The 15,222-nt window shown below is 45.6% G+C and carries 14 protein-coding genes and 3 tRNA genes; 7 read left to right on the plus strand and 10 right to left on the minus strand.

The window, feature by feature from the left end:
- The first annotated feature begins 165 nt into the window (after positions 1-165).
- The 3 genes from galK to LEP1GSC052_RS14010 are packed head-to-tail and all read left to right on the plus strand — an operon-like array spanning position 166 to position 2,407.
- Positions 166-1,317: a galactokinase gene (galK, locus tag LEP1GSC052_RS14000; RefSeq protein WP_040913583.1), complete on the plus strand. Its 1,152-nt coding sequence runs from the start codon at positions 166-168 to the stop codon at positions 1,315-1,317.
- 36 nt (positions 1,318-1,353) lie between these two features.
- Positions 1,354-1,776: an STAS domain-containing protein gene (locus tag LEP1GSC052_RS14005; RefSeq protein ID WP_010573623.1), complete on the plus strand. Its 423-nt coding sequence runs from the start codon at positions 1,354-1,356 to the stop codon at positions 1,774-1,776.
- A gap of 13 nt (positions 1,777-1,789) precedes the next feature.
- Positions 1,790-2,407: a uracil-DNA glycosylase family protein gene (locus LEP1GSC052_RS14010; protein ID WP_084492235.1), complete on the plus strand. Its 618-nt coding sequence runs from the start codon at positions 1,790-1,792 to the stop codon at positions 2,405-2,407.
- An 18-nt stretch (positions 2,408-2,425) separates the two neighbouring features.
- On the opposite strand, the gene LEP1GSC052_RS14015 is transcribed toward LEP1GSC052_RS14010, so the two are convergent.
- Positions 2,426-3,337 (minus strand): TIGR01777 family oxidoreductase, encoded by a 912-nt coding sequence (locus LEP1GSC052_RS14015; protein ID WP_020985973.1) that lies wholly within the window; start codon positions 3,335-3,337, stop codon positions 2,426-2,428.
- A 103-nt stretch (positions 3,338-3,440) separates the two neighbouring features.
- Here LEP1GSC052_RS14015 and LEP1GSC052_RS14020 point away from each other — a divergent pair, with 103 nt between their 5' ends.
- Positions 3,441-4,103: a hypothetical protein gene (locus tag LEP1GSC052_RS14020; protein ID WP_010573620.1), complete on the plus strand. Its 663-nt coding sequence runs from the start codon at positions 3,441-3,443 to the stop codon at positions 4,101-4,103.
- Positions 4,104-4,253: 150 nt separating this feature from the next.
- On the opposite strand, the gene LEP1GSC052_RS14025 is transcribed toward LEP1GSC052_RS14020, so the two are convergent.
- The 7 genes from LEP1GSC052_RS14025 to sppA form a co-directional block, all read right to left on the minus strand.
- Positions 4,254-4,329: transfer RNA gene (locus tag LEP1GSC052_RS14025), tRNA-His, on the minus strand.
- 14 nt (positions 4,330-4,343) lie between these two features.
- Positions 4,344-4,420 (minus strand) — tRNA-Arg (locus tag LEP1GSC052_RS14030).
- Positions 4,421-4,436: 16 nt separating this feature from the next.
- Positions 4,437-4,508: transfer RNA gene (locus tag LEP1GSC052_RS14035), tRNA-Pro, on the minus strand.
- A gap of 35 nt (positions 4,509-4,543) precedes the next feature.
- Positions 4,544-5,251: a tetratricopeptide repeat protein gene (locus LEP1GSC052_RS14040; protein ID WP_010573619.1), complete on the minus strand. Its 708-nt coding sequence runs from the start codon at positions 5,249-5,251 to the stop codon at positions 4,544-4,546.
- Positions 5,241-5,993: a 5'/3'-nucleotidase SurE gene (gene surE, locus LEP1GSC052_RS14045; RefSeq protein ID WP_010573618.1), complete on the minus strand. Its 753-nt coding sequence runs from the start codon at positions 5,991-5,993 to the stop codon at positions 5,241-5,243. Before surE ends, LEP1GSC052_RS14040 begins: the two co-directional genes overlap by 11 nt.
- A complete protein-coding gene (locus LEP1GSC052_RS14050) occupies positions 5,990-6,589 on the minus strand; it encodes a hypothetical protein (protein ID WP_010573617.1) in 600 nt (199 codons plus the stop codon). The genes surE and LEP1GSC052_RS14050 overlap by 4 nt, the downstream gene beginning before the upstream one ends.
- Positions 6,590-6,594: 5 nt before the next feature.
- Complete coding sequence (gene sppA, locus LEP1GSC052_RS14055; RefSeq protein WP_020986454.1) at positions 6,595-7,548, minus strand: signal peptide peptidase SppA; 954 nt, start codon at positions 7,546-7,548, stop codon at positions 6,595-6,597.
- Between the two features lie 180 nt (positions 7,549-7,728).
- Between sppA and LEP1GSC052_RS14060 the strand changes: the two genes are divergently transcribed.
- Complete coding sequence (locus LEP1GSC052_RS14060; RefSeq protein WP_040913042.1) at positions 7,729-10,842, plus strand: efflux RND transporter permease subunit; 3,114 nt, start codon at positions 7,729-7,731, stop codon at positions 10,840-10,842.
- A 4-nt stretch (positions 10,843-10,846) separates the two neighbouring features.
- Positions 10,847-11,539 carry a TetR/AcrR family transcriptional regulator gene (locus LEP1GSC052_RS14065; protein ID WP_010573614.1) on the plus strand — a complete coding sequence of 231 codons (693 nt, stop codon included), beginning with the start codon at positions 10,847-10,849 and terminating at the stop codon, positions 11,537-11,539.
- Positions 11,540-11,587: 48 nt separating this feature from the next.
- On the opposite strand, the gene LEP1GSC052_RS14070 is transcribed toward LEP1GSC052_RS14065, so the two are convergent.
- Positions 11,588-13,258 carry a porin gene (locus LEP1GSC052_RS14070; protein WP_010573613.1) on the minus strand — a complete coding sequence of 557 codons (1,671 nt, stop codon included), beginning with the start codon at positions 13,256-13,258 and terminating at the stop codon, positions 11,588-11,590.
- A gap of 493 nt (positions 13,259-13,751) precedes the next feature.
- Here LEP1GSC052_RS14070 and LEP1GSC052_RS14080 point away from each other — a divergent pair, with 493 nt between their 5' ends.
- The gene (locus LEP1GSC052_RS14080) at positions 13,752-14,618 is read left to right on the plus strand and encodes an MBL fold metallo-hydrolase (protein ID WP_010573611.1); all 867 of its coding nucleotides are present in this window, start codon (positions 13,752-13,754) and stop codon (positions 14,616-14,618) included.
- A gap of 12 nt (positions 14,619-14,630) precedes the next feature.
- On the opposite strand, the gene LEP1GSC052_RS14085 is transcribed toward LEP1GSC052_RS14080, so the two are convergent.
- A complete protein-coding gene (locus LEP1GSC052_RS14085; RefSeq protein WP_020986535.1) occupies positions 14,631-15,032 on the minus strand; it encodes a hemerythrin domain-containing protein in 402 nt (133 codons plus the stop codon).
- Positions 15,033-15,222 lie beyond the last annotated feature (190 nt).

Below are 15,222 nucleotides of genomic sequence, written 5' to 3' on the forward strand. Positions count from 1 at the left end.
ACCCTTTTCGATTCTCCCGAAATACGAGCGCTTGAACAGTTTAGAAAAATGAAATCGACGGGCAAGAAAAAACCAAGTCGTAAGCGCTTAGAAAAAACGGAGAAGGATTGACGGGAATACGAACCTGCATCAATGTTTCCGGGATTTTCAAACGTAAAACATAGAATGAATCGAGAAGACTTAGAGAAAGTCCTGAATACTCAATTTTCCCCAGGCTCGGATCCGATCCGATTTTTTTCGGCCCCGGGAAGAATCAACATCATCGGCGAACACGTGGACTACGCGGGCGGAATCGTTTTGCCCGCGGCGATCGACGTTTCGATTCGGATCGCAATCCGTAAAAACGACGTCGGCAAGTTTAGAATTTATTCCGCGTCCTCGAACGAAAAAATAGAAACCTCGAAGGCTTCGTATGATTCGAAACATTCCTGGGTGAATTACGTTTTCGGAGTCGTGGAAGAATTGAGACAACTCGATTACGTTTCCGATTTTTTCGATCTGGTCGTTTGGGGAAACATTCCGCAAGGCGCCGGGCTTTCTTCTTCGGCGGCCTTCGAGGTCGCGGTCGGGTACGCGCTTTCCGAAATTCACGATTGGAAACTTTCGAGGGAAGATATCGCCCTGCTCTGTCAAAGAGCGGAGAACCGTTTTGTAGGAGTCAACTGCGGAATCATGGATCAATTCGTGATCGCCACCGCAAAAGAAGGTTTTTGTATCGCGTTGAATACGGAAACCCTGGATTACGATTATTATGAAATGCGCTTGGACGGTTACGAATTCTATCTCATCGATTCCAAGGTGAAACATTCCCTCAAGGATAGCGCTTACAACGATCGCAGAAAAGAAGTGGAGTCGGCGTTCTTAAAAATCAAAAAAGCGAAACCGGAGCTTCTCAATCTTTATTCCGCCGAACCGGAAGACGCGGAAAATCCGGCCCTGGGTTTGAACGAAGCCGAAACGAAACGTGCGAGACATGTCACCTCGGAACGATTTAGGACCGAGCGTATGATTCATAACTTGAAAAACGGAAACGCAAAAGAGGCGGGAGAAATTCTTTTCGAATGCCACAATTCCCTTTCGACAGACTACGAAGTTTCGTGTGAAGAGACGGATTTTATAGTCGAAGAACTTAAGAAAGAAGGGGCTCTGGGCGCGAGAATGATCGGCGGCGGTTTCGGCGGCTGTGTTTTGATACTGGACAAAGTCGGTAGAAGAGATATACTGTTCGGGAAAATTAAAGACCGTTATTTTCAAAAATTTAAAAACGAACCGCAGCTTTATACGTTCCGAATTTCGGACGGAGTCGGAGAATTCTAAAAATCGAATCTAAAAATAGAACTGGGAGATAGAAACATGGGAGCAGACGATTCTCTGAACCTGGACGGCGAGGATGTGGATTTTTCGATCAACGAGTTGAACGTGAACCTTCAAAAGGAAGGTCTTCCCGGCAACTTTCCAAAGGACGCGGTCGTTCTCAAGATCAGCGGCGAGATCAATCTTTATTCCGCGCACGCACTCAAGGAAAAAATTTTCGATCTGATCGACAAAGGTTTTATATTCGTTTTTGTGAATATGGAAAACATTCGATATATAGATTCTTCCGGGCTCGCGGTTTTTATGAGCACTCACGCAAGGCTCGTCAAAAACGGAAAGGGAGGGGTCGCGATGTTCTCCCCTTCTTCCCAAGTAAACAAGATTCTGGAACTTACGAAGTTGAAGTCCTTGATCCGAGTCACTGGAACCTTGGAAGACGCGGTCAACATTCTCGTAAATTGATTCTTTCCCTCGAATGAAAAACAGAAAATCAGAATATTCAAATCATCTAAATCATCTTTTAAGTTGTAGAAAATGCCCCAAAATGGAAGGCAACCCGGTTCACGGTTGTGTGCCTTCCTCGAGAATCATCAGCCTCGGACAAGCGCCCGGCGTTCACGAAGAAAGATTCGGCAAACCGTTCGCTTATACGGCGGGCAAAACTCTTTTCGGTTGGTTTAAAAAAATCGGAATCGAAGAGGAAACGTTTCGAAACAAAGTGAACATGTCCGCGGTTTGTCGTTGTTTTCCCGGAAAAGCGAAAAGCGGGGATCGTAAACCCGACGCCGAGGAAGTGGCGAACTGTTCCGAATTTTTAGAGTTCGAGGTTCGTTTTCACAAACCGGAACTTTTGATTCCGATCGGAAAACTCGCGATCGATCAGTTGATCGAAATCAAAAAATACAAACTGGAAGACGTGATCGGTCAAAAATTCTCCAGAGATTTTTACGGAGTCAAACTCGATTGGATTCCTCTTCCGCATCCTTCCGGTCTCAACGTTTGGAATCATACCGAAATCGGAAAAAAATTGATCGTGAAAGCTCTGGAAAAAATCCAAAAACATCCGGTGATTCGGGAAGAATTCTCCCTTTGATCGATTTCGGATAACGTTTTACTTCAAAAGAGCGCGTAACGCGTCTTCCAGGTTCGGATACAGAAAAGAATATCCGTTGTCCTGCAGTTTTTTCGGAACAACCCTTTGGCCTTTTAGAAGAACCTCGGCCCCGTCTTCGAAAAGAATCTTCAGAGCCGTCGCGGGAACACGAAAAAAAGCGGGACGTCTCAAAACCTTTCCAAGGGTTTTCGTGAATTTTTCGTTGTCCACCGGATTCGGAGCGGTCAGATTCACCACGCCGGAAACATTAGAATTTTCTAATGCAAAAAGGATCGCGTTCACCGCGTCGTCGATATGAATCCAACTGAAGATCTGATCTCCGGAACCGATCGGCCCGCCCAAACCCAATCGAAACGAAGGAAGCATACTTTTTAAAGCGCCTCCGTCCTTGCTCAAAACGATTCCGGTTCGAACCCGAATCGATCGAACGGGAAGTTTTGCGATCGCTTCGATCCCGTGTTCCCAGTCGGAACAAAGGCTCGCCAGAAAATCGCTTCCTAAGGGAGAATTCTCCGAAAATTCTTCCGTGTTTTTTTCGTAGGAACCGTAGTAACCCACGGCCGAACCTTGGATAAAAACTTTGGGAGGAGTTCCCACAATTTTCAAAAAGGAAGAAACCAAATTCTCCGTATAATCCACTCGGGAAGAACGAATCTCTTCCTTTACTTTGTCGGTCCAACGCACGCCTGCGATCGGAGATCCGGCGAGATTGACAAGCGCGTCCAGTCCTTCCAGGTCTTTCGTTTTCGGAAAACTTCCTCCGACAACTTCCAAGTTTTTTTGGCCGCGCAAATTCGAAGGAATGTTGGAAGACCTACTGAAAATCCGTACGGAATGTCCGAGTTCCAACAGACGTTTCGCCAGATTGCTTCCGATCAAACCGGTTCCACCGGCAATTCCCACTTTCATCATTCTTTACCTTCGTCTTTTAAATCGTTTCGAGTAGAACCAAGTCGCGCTTCCGGACAGAATCCTGATTGCCCAAAGTAGGAGATCCTACATTTTTGATTCTGTGATTTCCAAAAGTTACCTTTCGAAAATTTTAACCTTAATTTTCCCGATCGCAATCCTTTCCGGGAATCTCTATCTCTACAACACGACAAAGAATAGAATCGAGACGTTTACGGTTCAACCCCCATTTTTGGCTTTTGACTTTACCAATTCCTATCTTGGAGATCGTAACTCGAGAATCTCTCATCTCTTGGATCAAAATCCTACGACAACTTGGACGAAACGACGTCCTTCCACGGCGCCGGAAGATTTTTTAGTGGAGTTACGACAAACACATCATCTTGCCAACGGGAAACCGGCAATCTCGAAATGGAAAACACTTCATGTTGTAGGTTGCAAACAAACCGTCGGAGAAATGAAGCTGGATTTGATTCTCAGAGAATCGATCGACATGGACAAGGAACTTCGATTGCCCAAGGATCAACTTTTGGGAGAAAGAATTCTGAACTTCTCCGAATCAAAACACTTTAGCATTCCTTTAGATTCTTACTACAAACCGGAAGCGACGGAGGAGTTCCCACAAAAGATGTTTATCTGGACGGTCAAAGGAACTTGGCCTAAAGAAAAATCCGACGCGGCAACTTCCAAAACGAATCCCAACGAACCGAACAAAAACGCGCGCGAAGAACTTTGCCTCGAAGACATTTGGTTGAGCGAGAATTGAACTCAGATCGAACGAAGTTGAAACGAAAATAAAAGTATCGAAAAGTACCGAAGCTGAAAAGTAAAATCGAATCGAATTCGAAGAGGGCTTTGAAGTGTAGCTGGAAAATTCTTTTGTAAAAGCGGCGAATGAAGGAGTTCCCACAAAAACTGGGGAGAACGACGGGAATCGAACCCGCGACGGCCAGTACCACAAACTGGAGCTCTACCAACTGAGCTACGTTCTCCGTCTCTGTTATCCTGGTGACCCGAGAGGGATTCGAACCCCCGACCCACTGCTTAGAAGGCAGTTGCTCTATCCAACTGAGCTACCGAGTCTTGGGAGGATTGAAAATCGGGATGATAGGATTTGAACCTACGACCCTCTGCTCCCAAGGCAGATGCGCTACCCCTGCGCTACATCCCGTTTCCGACTCCATGTTTTTAAAAACAGCCGCACTGTCAAGTAGAGTCTTCTACTTTTTCTATATGTCGTAAGATCTCGGGATGTGTAGGAGCTTTCGAGAGAGCTTTTTTAAAAGCCAAAATCGCTTCTTCCTTTTTACCGCTTTTGGAAAGAAGAACGCCGAACGAATCGAGATAAGCCGGATTGTCGGGCTCGTTTTTCAAAACCGTTTTCAGACAATCGGCGGCCAATTTCCATTCTTCCGGGCTCGGCTCCCTTTGGTTCAACAAAAGATAACCGAGAGAATTCAAACTGTTTTTATAATCGGGACGCAATCTGAGAATTCTCTTGTGAATTTCGATCGCATCCTGAATTCGTCCCGACTTTTCCAAAGCGAAAGCCTTCATGGAAAGAATTCTCAGATCGTCCACTTGAACCTTGAGACGCTCCTCGCATTTTTCAAGAGCCTTGGAATATTCCTTATTTTGAATCAAAGAATATACGATCATCAAAATCGAATTTTCTCTTTCACCGAATCTCGGAAATTTTTCCAAAAGTTCTTCGAGAATGGAAACACATTTTTTATGATTGTCCGTTCTCGCGCAACATATCGCAAAATTATAATATAGTTCGGGGTCTTCGTTTCCGGAGGAAATTTCCCGGTCGATCAGAGTGAGAGCGAAAAGAAAATTTTCCTTATTGATTTCCTGGAGAATCCTTTTCTTCGCGGAAGCGGATTTTTTATTCTTATCCTTATCTGCCATTCTTACTCAAAGAATTCGAGAGTTCGTTTAACAAAGAAGAATCCGTTTGATCCAAGGACAAGGGCGTTAAGGAAATTTTTCCCGAAAAGAACGCGGCGAAATCCGTTCCTTCTTCCGCGGAATGACCGAGTTCGGAACCTCCGAGATAAAAATCGGCGATTCCTCCGATAATGTTCTTTTTGGAATACGTGTCTTCGTAAGTTCTTCTGCCGAGTTTTGTGATCTTTAAATTCTCCATCGAAGAAACGAAATCGGAAGGGATGTTCATGTTGTAGACCGTTCCGACTTTCAAAAGAGAAACGTATTCGTTGATGAAGTGACGAACGAATTCAGCTTCTTGAATATAATCATATTCTTTATTTACGTTTCCGGAACTCACCGCCAAGGAAAGTTTGCTGTGAATCGCTCCGTGTCTCGCGGCGCCGACCGTTCCCGAATAATGAACGTCGTGGCCCATGTTCACGCCGCGATTGATTCCCGATAAAACGAGATCGATCTTCGGAAAGATTTCTCCGTGCAAACCGATGTTTACGCAGTCCGCGGGATAACCGTCCACAATATAATGATTGTCGTTGATCCGTTCCACGCGCATCGAATCGTAAATCGACAAGGCCATGGAAGTCGCCGATCGTTCGCGCAAGGGCGCGATCAAAAACGTATTGTGTTCTTTTTGAAGGATCGCTTCCAGGGCTTTGATTCCCGAAGAAGCGATTCCGTCGTCGTTCGTGATAAGAATATTCATAAAATCAAATGAAGAATGGAACCGGAAATGTAAAAATAAAACACGAACGGAAACGCGCCCGAAAGCGCCGCCGCGGTCACCGCGAAACGAACCGCGTCCGAAGTTTTCAAATCGTAGATGTATTGAATTCCTCTGGAAAGAATCATAACGTAATAACCGATCAGAAAAATAAGAATCAGAAAATAACCGATTCCTCCGGTCAAACCGGTTTCTCGAAGCAGAATCGCAAGCGGAGTAAAAAACGTAAAGATCGCCATCCCGAAACGGCAAAGGTTATACGAAAAATGAACGTTACCGGTTCTTTGTTTTTTCTGCGCGTGAAAATCGATCACCGCTCCCAAGATCATGGGAAGAATGGAAATCATGGAAAGGTTCGCAAGAAACGCAAGCCCGATCATTCCCATAGAACCGCTCGTATAAGGAGGGGAAAGATAAGTCGCTCCTACGGAAATGCTGAGCGCGCTCGGAATCAAAACGATCCATGAGAACAGATTCAGATTTTTTTCGGTAAGATTGGCGAGCGCAGCTTCCAAGCGGATCGGTTCGTATAAGGAGGCTTCCAATAACTCGAGAATGGAATTTAATAAATCTTTCAAGTGTTTTACCTGATCGCCTGCGGAAGGATCACAAGCACCGGAGAATTTTTGAATTCCTTAAAGAAGATTCTTTCGCTCGAAAAAGAATTCATCTTCGAACCCAACATCATAAACAATCTGTCGAAAGGAGATTCTTCCTCTTCGTATAACGGAATTTCTCCGTCGTATTGACAAAGTCTGGATAATTCTTCCAAGGCTTCTTTTCTTCCGCCGATCTCGTCCACGAGTTTGTTTCTAAACGCGTCTTGTCCGGAATAGATGCGTCCTTCCGCAAGATTTTGAACCGACTTTACGGTTTGGTTTCTTCCCTTAGCGACGTCTTGAATGAATTCGTTGTACGTATCGGACAACATCTTTTGAATCATCTCGTCTTCTTCCGAAGTCGCGTCGCGGAACAAAGAAAGAGAATCCTTATACTTTCCTTCTTTGTAGACTTTCATCTTCACTCCGTAACGATCCAAAAGTCCTTTGATGTTCGGAGCCATCGCGATCACTCCGATCGAACCCGTGATCGTTCCGGATAACGCGAAGATCTTATCCGCGGAAGCCGCGATATAATATCCGCCCGACGCCGCCATGTCTTTCATCGACACTACGATCTTTCTGGTTTTCCGAAGCCGCATCAATTCGTTGTAAACTTCCTGCGACGCGCCGACGGTTCCGCCGGGAGAATTGATTTCGATTAAGATTCCTTTAATATTCGGATTTGCTTCTATATCTCTCAGCTTCTGAAGAATACTTTCGGAACCGGTGGATTCGAAAGTGGAATGTCCGGAATGAATTTCTCCCTCGATTTTGATCAGAGCCGCGCCGATCGGAGCCGTGCTGAAAAAGGTTCCGCCCGTCGTCCGCGAATATTTGGAGGTGGTCGTCGCGAGTGAGATGTTCACGAGTCCGATCAAAACGGACAAAATGGTTAATACGAATGTAATTGCTAATGCAAGGCGGTTTCTTTCCACTCTTGAGATCAGATTCCTTCCTCTGACGGTGTCAAATGAGATTTTTTGTGGGAGTTCCCACACCGTCCATTCTCCCCAAAACGCAACATTTACGATTTTTAGGAGTTCCTACATTTTCAAGTTTGACAGCAAAACGAACCATTTGAGAAACTGACCAGTCAGTCAGAAATAAAAATCAATATGAGATCACTAATAGAATCCTTTATCCGTAATCGCCTCTTCATGTATTTGGGGATGGTTTTCATCTTTTTATCCGGACTTCTTTCCCTTTTGGGCCTTCGGAGAGACGCGTTCCCGAACGTGGATATGAAACAAATGGTCATTTCCACGAAATTCCCGGGCGCTTCTCCGGCGGACGTGGAACTTCGGGTCACTTATCCGATCGAGGAAAAACTCAAGGAAATCGACGGGATCGACGAAATTCGTTCCTTCTCCCGAAACTCGGTCTCGGACATAGACGTTCGAGTGAGTTTGGAGGAAAAAGACCCCGAAAAGGTTTTAAACGAAATCCGAAGAGCCGTGGACAACGCGATGTCGGAATTCCCGGTTCAGGTCACCGAAAAACCGAAGATGACCGAACGTAAATCCGGTTCGTTTCCGATTCTCGAGTTTTCGGTTTTCGGCGGGAAAGACGAAATCGAACTTCATACGACCGCCGAGTTTATCGAACGAGAACTCGAAAAGATTCCCGGCGTCGCAAGAGTGGACGTCTTCGGAAAACGCGACAGAGAATGGCAAATATTAGTAAATGCTAATAAACTAAAGCAGTATTCCCTCGATCTGAACGATATCACCAATACGATCCGCAACCGGAACATCAATCTTCCCGCGGGTTCGGTGGATTCTGAAACGGCTTTCGACTTGAGAATCGACGGAGAATTCAAAGAACCTTCCGAAATCGGAAGAATTCCGACTCGGACCAACGAGATTTTTTCCACCGTCAAACTGAGCGATATCGCGCGAGTGGAAGACACGTTCGAATATCCCCGTTTTCTCGCGATCGCAAACGGAAAACAAGGTTTGATTCTTTCCGTCATCAAAAAGGAAAGAGCGGACGCGATCGAAGTCGCGGCTAACGTTCATTCCAGGCTGAAGGATCTTTCCCAAACCTTTCCTTCGGGTATGAAAACCTTCGTTCTCAACGACGAAGCGAAAAGAACCAAGAACCGCCTCAACGTGGTTTCGTCTAATGCGTTGATCGGTTTCGCGATCGTGTTCGGAATTCTTTTTCTCTTTCTGGATTTTAGAACGGCGACCCTCACTTCCTTATCCCTTCCGTTTTCGATGTTGATGACGTTTTCGGTTCTTCCGTTTTTCGACGTTTCGTTCAACATGATTTCGATGATGGGTCTCATCATCTCGCTCGGGATGCTCGTCGACAACTCGATCGTGATTTCGGAAAACATCTACACGTATCTCGCGGAAAAAAACGACGCGTTCACCGCTTCGCTGCGCGGAACCGTGGAGATGATCGTTCCGATTTTCGGTTCTTACCTTACTACGGTTACCGCGTTCTTACCGATGTTGTTTATGACCGGGATCATGGGTAAGTTCATCTGGGAAATTCCTTTGGTCGTGATCGTCGCTCTTACCGCGAGTTTGATCGAATCCTTTTTGTTTCTTCCCGCGAGAATCGCTGCGTTCGCAAAAAGTCCCGATCAGATGAAGGTCAAAAGCAGATTCCGCGCCAAAATGGATTCGATCTTTCAATCGATCGAAAGCGGTTTTACGAAATTCGTTTCGTTTAACATCCGTCACAAGAAGGCTTCGTTCGGAGTGATTCTTCTTTTGGTTTTCGGTTCCTGCGGCGCGATGTCGCAGATGGACTTTATTCTTTTTCCGAAAGAGGACATCGAGATCATCATGATCAAAGCGGAGTTTCCCGCGACTTCCAGAATCTTTCAAACCAGAGAGAAGATGAAGTACATGGAAAGTATCGTTCAAAAAATTCCAAAGGAAGAATTGGTCAGTTACTCCACGAAGATCGGAGTTCAACAAACCGATCCGGACGATCCTTTGTCCCGTTTCGGCGAGAACCTCGCGGTGATCCTAATCTATCTTACCCCGGAATCGAAACGAGAACGTAAGGCTTCCGCGATTCTCCGTTCCATCGAACCCGAGTTGAGAAAAACTCCGGGAGTAAACGAAATCTTTTTGGAGGAATTCGGAAACGCTCCTCCGATCGGAGCGCCGATCACGATTTCGATCCAGGGAAAGGATTACGAAACTCTAAAGAAGATTTCGAACGAACTTCAGGCGTTTTTAAAATCGATTCCGGGCGTGTTCTCGGTTCGGGACGATTATCGTTACGGCCGGAAGCAGATGTATATTCAACTCGACGAAGGTCTCGAAAGTTTTACGGGAGTTTCTACCTTGTCCGCCGCGAACAGTCTTCGCGCCGCGTATGACGGGGAAAGAGCGGGAACCGTCCGCAAAGGAAGAACGAAAATTTATCTGAGAGTTCTTTACGATAAGGACTTCCGCAAAAATCCGAACGAGATCAAAACGATTCCTCTTCGAAACAAGGCGGGGAATATTACGAATCTTGCAAAGATTTCCAAGATGGATCTGATCGAATCTCCGGAACTTTTGGCGCATAAGGATTTCGAACGCGCGATCACAATCAACGGAGACGTAAAGTTAGACGAAATCACGGCGCACGACGCGAACCAAAGAGTGGCCAACGAATTCAAACCTTTGATCGAAAGACAATATCCGGGAGTTTCGATCAGTTTCGGCGGGGAAGAAAAGGATACGCAGAGATCCATGGCTTCTCTTGCTAAGGCGGGAATCATCGCGATCTTCGGTATTTTCGGAATTCTCGCGCTTACGATCAAAAGTTTTTGGAAACCCGTTCTGATCTTGAGTACGATTCCTTTGGGAATCATCGGCATCGTGATCGGCTTTCCTCTTTCCGGAAAATCGATCAGCTTCTTGGCGATGATCGGTATCATCGGTCTTGCGGGGGTTCTCGTAAACGCGTCGATCGTTCTCGTGGATTGTATCGATTCCATCAAAAAGGATTCGAAGGCGACCATGGACGAAATTCTGATCGAAGCGAGCCAAAGAAGATTCAGACCGATTCTTTTGACGACTCTTACCACCGTTGCCGGTTTGTTGCCGACTGCGTACAGCCTCGGAGGTTCGGATCCGGTTTTGATTCCTATGACCTTGGCGTTGGGTTGGGGATTGGGTTTCGGTACGCTCGGAAGTCTTCTGTATGTTCCGGTCACCTTATCGGTGTTCAACGATCTTACGATGAAGTTCACCGGCAAATCGAACAAGAAGAAGTGACCCATTGAGCGCAAACGCCAAAGAAGATTATCCATCGGAATCCGGGAAAAAAAATTCCTTTCCCGGTTTCGGGGCTTATTACCCCGCTTCGGGAAAAGAATCCAAAAAATCCCTGGAGACGAGAGATAAACTTTTGGAGGCGACCCTTGCCGTTTTTAGTAGCAAGGGTTTTCACGAAGCGAGAGTGGAAGACATCACCGCGCAAGCGGGTTGTGCAAAAGGAACCTTTTACGAACATTTTAAGAGCAAGGACGATCTGATCTACATTCTGATCGACTACGCGGCTCGAAAGGATTTGGAAGTGACTCAATCCCTGTTCTTAAAATGTAAAAGTTCCGAGGATATCCGGGACAAATATCTCAAACCGATTCTTTTGGACATTCATTCCAAAAAGGAACTCAACCGTGTTTGTTATCAGTTTCTAACGAACGAAATTCTCACCAAAGAAAAACTTCAGAAGAAGATCGATTACTATAACCGATTGTATCGAAGATATCATCTCAAGAACATCAAACAAGCGCAGAATCTGAACTACTTGAAAAAGGATATGGACAGAGAGGAGATTTTCGTTTTGTTTCGATACTTGGTCGACGGTTTTACGATCAACCAAGCCTATTCTTTGTTCTGTTCCCCGAGCGGGAAGGTGGAGATGGGATCGATTCTGAAATTGTTCGATCGATCCCTTCTCGTTTCTTAATTTCGCTTAACGTTAAAATTCTTTTCCGTCTTTTAGGTCCGACTCGGATCAATAATCCTGTCTGTAAATCGCTCCGCCGGAAATGTTTTCCGGAGAGGATGTTCCCGTCCAGAAGTTCGCCTGGAACTGAAGATAAACGGTTCTCGAATCTCGGTTATCCGTGGTGTTCCAAAAAAAATTCTTAGCGTTGTTCGTATGAATGACCTGATAAAAAAGCTGAACCTTATAAAGATGATAATCTCCCATCAGGTTGATTCCGGCCCAGTAGATGTAATACGCTTCTCCGGGGTCGAACATCTGATTCTGATTCCAATCGCCTTTCATAAACTCGGCCTTGAGAACCGGCATGAGGTATTTGGAATCGTATAAATGGAAGTTATAGCCGATCATTCCGTGATAACCCATCGCTTGATTTGCGGCGGAACCGGAAAATTTACTCCAAGCTCCGTTGAGATAAAAACCCTTCCAAGTGAATGTGAAGTCGTACGTATGTCCTACGATACCGAGGTTCGGACGTCCCGGAGTTGTGATCGTTCTATCCGCGAGATAATTGGACTGAAGCCCCGTCGGATCGGTTCCGTTCGTCGGAGTCGTCTGTTGAATCGCGAGTCTCGTGGTCGGGTTCAAATCCTTCAAAAGATATTCCACGGGAACCGGTTGAGAAGTTTTTAATTGGGTCGTCTGAGCCACTGCGGCGCCTAACGAGAGTTTGGCGTCGTCCTGAAAGATCTCGTCTCCTTCCACCCAGCCGATGTCCTTGTCTTTTTTGATCAAACCGCCGAATGCGTTGTATTGAACTCTTCCGTAATAAATCGGAGCGAGCAACTGAGGAAGATTTTGACGCGCCGCGGTGTTGTCCTGTCTTCTACCGTAACCGTAGTCGCCGCCGCCCCCGTGGCCGTTACCGATAAAACCGTGTAAGGATAAGTATCTCGTATATTTTTTGTCGATCGCTTCAAGAGGATGAACCGCGATCATAGCGCCCGTGTCGAACTGAGGAAGCATGTTGGTTACGAGCGATCTTTCCAAAGAAATGAAGTTCGCCGAACTTTGAATGTATTCTCTGTTGAACGGAACGTTGATTTGCCCCAGAGTAACCCGTGAGCTTAAAAAAGGAATGTTCATCCAGATCACCGCCTCGTGGATCAAACCGCGAGAATCGTTGAGAGTCACGTCCTGCACGTCGCCTGTCGCTTTATCCTTGGTCACTCTTAAGAACTGACTGTTGAGCGCGTTTTCCAGACGAAGTTGTGTCGCAAAGCCCCACCACTTCGCGCCTTGATAAAAGAATCCGAGACGAAGTCTTCGGAAGTTCGCGTCCGCGGTATGAAAGTTTTCGTTCCCGGAAAAGGAAGAATTGTGATCCCCGCTCACTCCGCGAAACTGAGTTCTGGCAGCGATCACGAGTTTCTCTTCGTTGATGTTGTCCGGTCTGTGTTTGAAATGATTCGGGAGCTGCATGTCTTTGCGCTCCGGAAAATTATTTTCCTTACCGCCGAGAGAATCGATCTTCGTGCGGTTCGGACCGGGTTTCGAATAAATCAAACCCGTATCGTTGTCTTCGTAAAATTCTTTCTTAGGTTTTTCCGCGGGTTTATCGCCGCCTGCGGGTTTTTCCTGCGCGAACAAACCGGTTTCCGCCAGCAAAACCAAACTGAAGATCTGAAAACCGATTTGTAACTTTCTACTTCTTATATTACGTTTCTCTTTCTTTTCCATTTCAAGATACCGGCCCGAAGCCGTTCCCCTTCTCTACTTGAACTTTTTGTAACTTCATCGAAATCTATATTTCATTTACGTTACAATCAGATGAGAGAAATGTTTCATTTTGATTACAAAATCCCGGATCGGAAAAAACGTATTTTCTCCGCTGCAAAAGACCGTATCGCAAACCGATGCTTCTCAAAAGGAACGCAAGATCCGAAACCTTAGGAAACGGACTTTGTATGTGGACGTTTTTCAAAATTCGAAAAACGATGGGGAGAATTCAAAGGCGAATCTTTCCGAAACGATTCGATGACCCCGAAAGAGCGCCTAAAAATACAATACGATCCGACGAAAAAAGAAAGTCTTTAAAATCGGCAAAGAATGGAATTCGGAAATTTATTTCCATACGAACAAACCTTAAACCGCGTCGCGGTTCGCGCAGTTTTTCGATCGATGTAAACCCCGAGCGAACCGACGAACAACGAGGATTGAAAGTCTAAGAATTATGGCAAATAGGCTCAAAAAGCGCGTCGAAAACCAAGAAGGCAACTTCTATGTGGATTCCACTTGTATCGATTGTGAAACCTGTAGAATTCTCGCGCCCGGCACATTCTCCGAAAAAAACGGCGCTTCTTACGTATGGAAACAGCCTGAAACAGAACTCGAAAAGATAGACGCATTGCGCGCCTCGATCGCTTGTCCCACGACTTCCATCGGAACCGAGGACAGAATGGATCTACAAGCCGCCAAAGAAACCTTTCCGACTCGAATCGAAACAAACGTATATCATAGCGGATATCATTCCAAGGATTCGTTCGGAGCGTTTTCGTATTTCATTCAAAGGGAGAATGGAAACATATTGATCGATTCTCCCCGCTACGTGCCTTCCCTTGCCGACAAGATCGAAACGCTCGGAGGAATCCGTTATCATTTCCTGACTCACCAAGACGATGTGGCCGATCACGAAAAGTTTCACGAACGATTCGGATGCGAAAGAATCATTCACGAAGCCGATCGAAGAGCGGCCCCGAATTCGGAAATCATTCTTACCGGAGAATCGGTCTTCGAGTTGGACGAAGACTTAAAAATCATACCGACGCCCGGACATACAAAAGGGCACGCGGTTCTTTTATACAAGGATCGGTTTTTATTTACGGGAGATCATCTGGCGTACGATCCTCACAAAGAAAGATTGATCGCGTTTCGAAGCGTTTGCTGGTATTCTTGGCCGGAACAGATCCGATCGATGAAACGTTTGCGGGACTATTCTTTTGAATGGGTTTTACCGGGACACGGTTATCCCTTAAACAAGGGAGCCGAGACGATGGGAAAACTTTTGAGCGCTTGTATCGACTGGATGGAAAGACGTTAGTTGCGATTGATTCTAAAAAAGAACGTAGATTTCGTTTTCTTCCTTTCGAATTCGATCTCTGAGTTTTAGGATCAGTGTTTCCGTTTCTTCGCGAAATTCTTTTTCTTCCTTGAGAATGGAAGATGGAAGTAGCCACTTACAATGATATTTCTTAAAATGATTTTTTAGATCGATGGTGCGTGCGATAAAGTCTTCCGCAAGAGTGGACGCGAATTCGTCCTTCATACTTTTGATTTTTGGATACAACAGGTTTTCTTCTATATTCAAATGAAGTCTCAATCGGGCGGAAAAACTCGCCAACTCGTGAAGGAGTTCGTCCATACCTTCCGAAATTTCGCCGAGAAGCCTTTTTTCGATGTCGTTCAGCAGTTTTTGAATTTCTACATACTGAAACTTATAGAACTCTATATTCAAAACCAATATCCTTGCTTTCGGAAAATTTATTTTTAGAACCCGTTCAAAATAAACCGAACGTAAAAACCTGATTCCAGAAAGAGGAAAACCGTTCTGAGGCCAATGATTTATTTGTTTTAACGCAAGATTCCGTATGCGAAAGAGCGAAACCGAACCATCCTCGTCCCTCCGACAAACCGATCGAGTATCA

The sequence above is a fragment of the Leptospira kmetyi serovar Malaysia str. Bejo-Iso9 genome (genome assembly GCF_000243735.2).
Classification (GTDB): Bacteria; Spirochaetota; Leptospiria; order Leptospirales; family Leptospiraceae; genus Leptospira; species Leptospira kmetyi.

Excerpts from the sequence above, each read along its gene's own strand:
- galK (WP_040913583.1), top strand. The coding sequence starts at position 166 with ATGAATCGAGAAGACTTAGAGAAAGTCCTGAATACTCAATTTTCCCCA.
- LEP1GSC052_RS14005 (WP_010573623.1), top strand. The coding sequence starts at position 1,354 with ATGGGAGCAGACGATTCTCTGAACCTGGACGGCGAGGATGTGGATTTT.
- LEP1GSC052_RS14010 (WP_084492235.1), top strand. The coding sequence starts at position 1,790 with ATGAAAAACAGAAAATCAGAATATTCAAATCATCTAAATCATCTTTTA.
- LEP1GSC052_RS14015 (WP_020985973.1), bottom strand. The coding sequence starts at position 3,337 with ATGAAAGTGGGAATTGCCGGTGGAACCGGTTTGATCGGAAGCAATCTG.
- LEP1GSC052_RS14040 (WP_010573619.1), bottom strand. The coding sequence starts at position 5,251 with ATGGCAGATAAGGATAAGAATAAAAAATCCGCTTCCGCGAAGAAAAGG.
- surE (WP_010573618.1), bottom strand. The coding sequence starts at position 5,993 with ATGAATATTCTTATCACGAACGACGACGGAATCGCTTCTTCGGGAATC.
- LEP1GSC052_RS14060 (WP_040913042.1), top strand. The coding sequence starts at position 7,729 with ATGAGATCACTAATAGAATCCTTTATCCGTAATCGCCTCTTCATGTAT.
- LEP1GSC052_RS14070 (WP_010573613.1), bottom strand. The coding sequence starts at position 13,258 with ATGGAAAAGAAAGAGAAACGTAATATAAGAAGTAGAAAGTTACAAATC.
- LEP1GSC052_RS14080 (WP_010573611.1), top strand. The coding sequence starts at position 13,752 with ATGGCAAATAGGCTCAAAAAGCGCGTCGAAAACCAAGAAGGCAACTTC.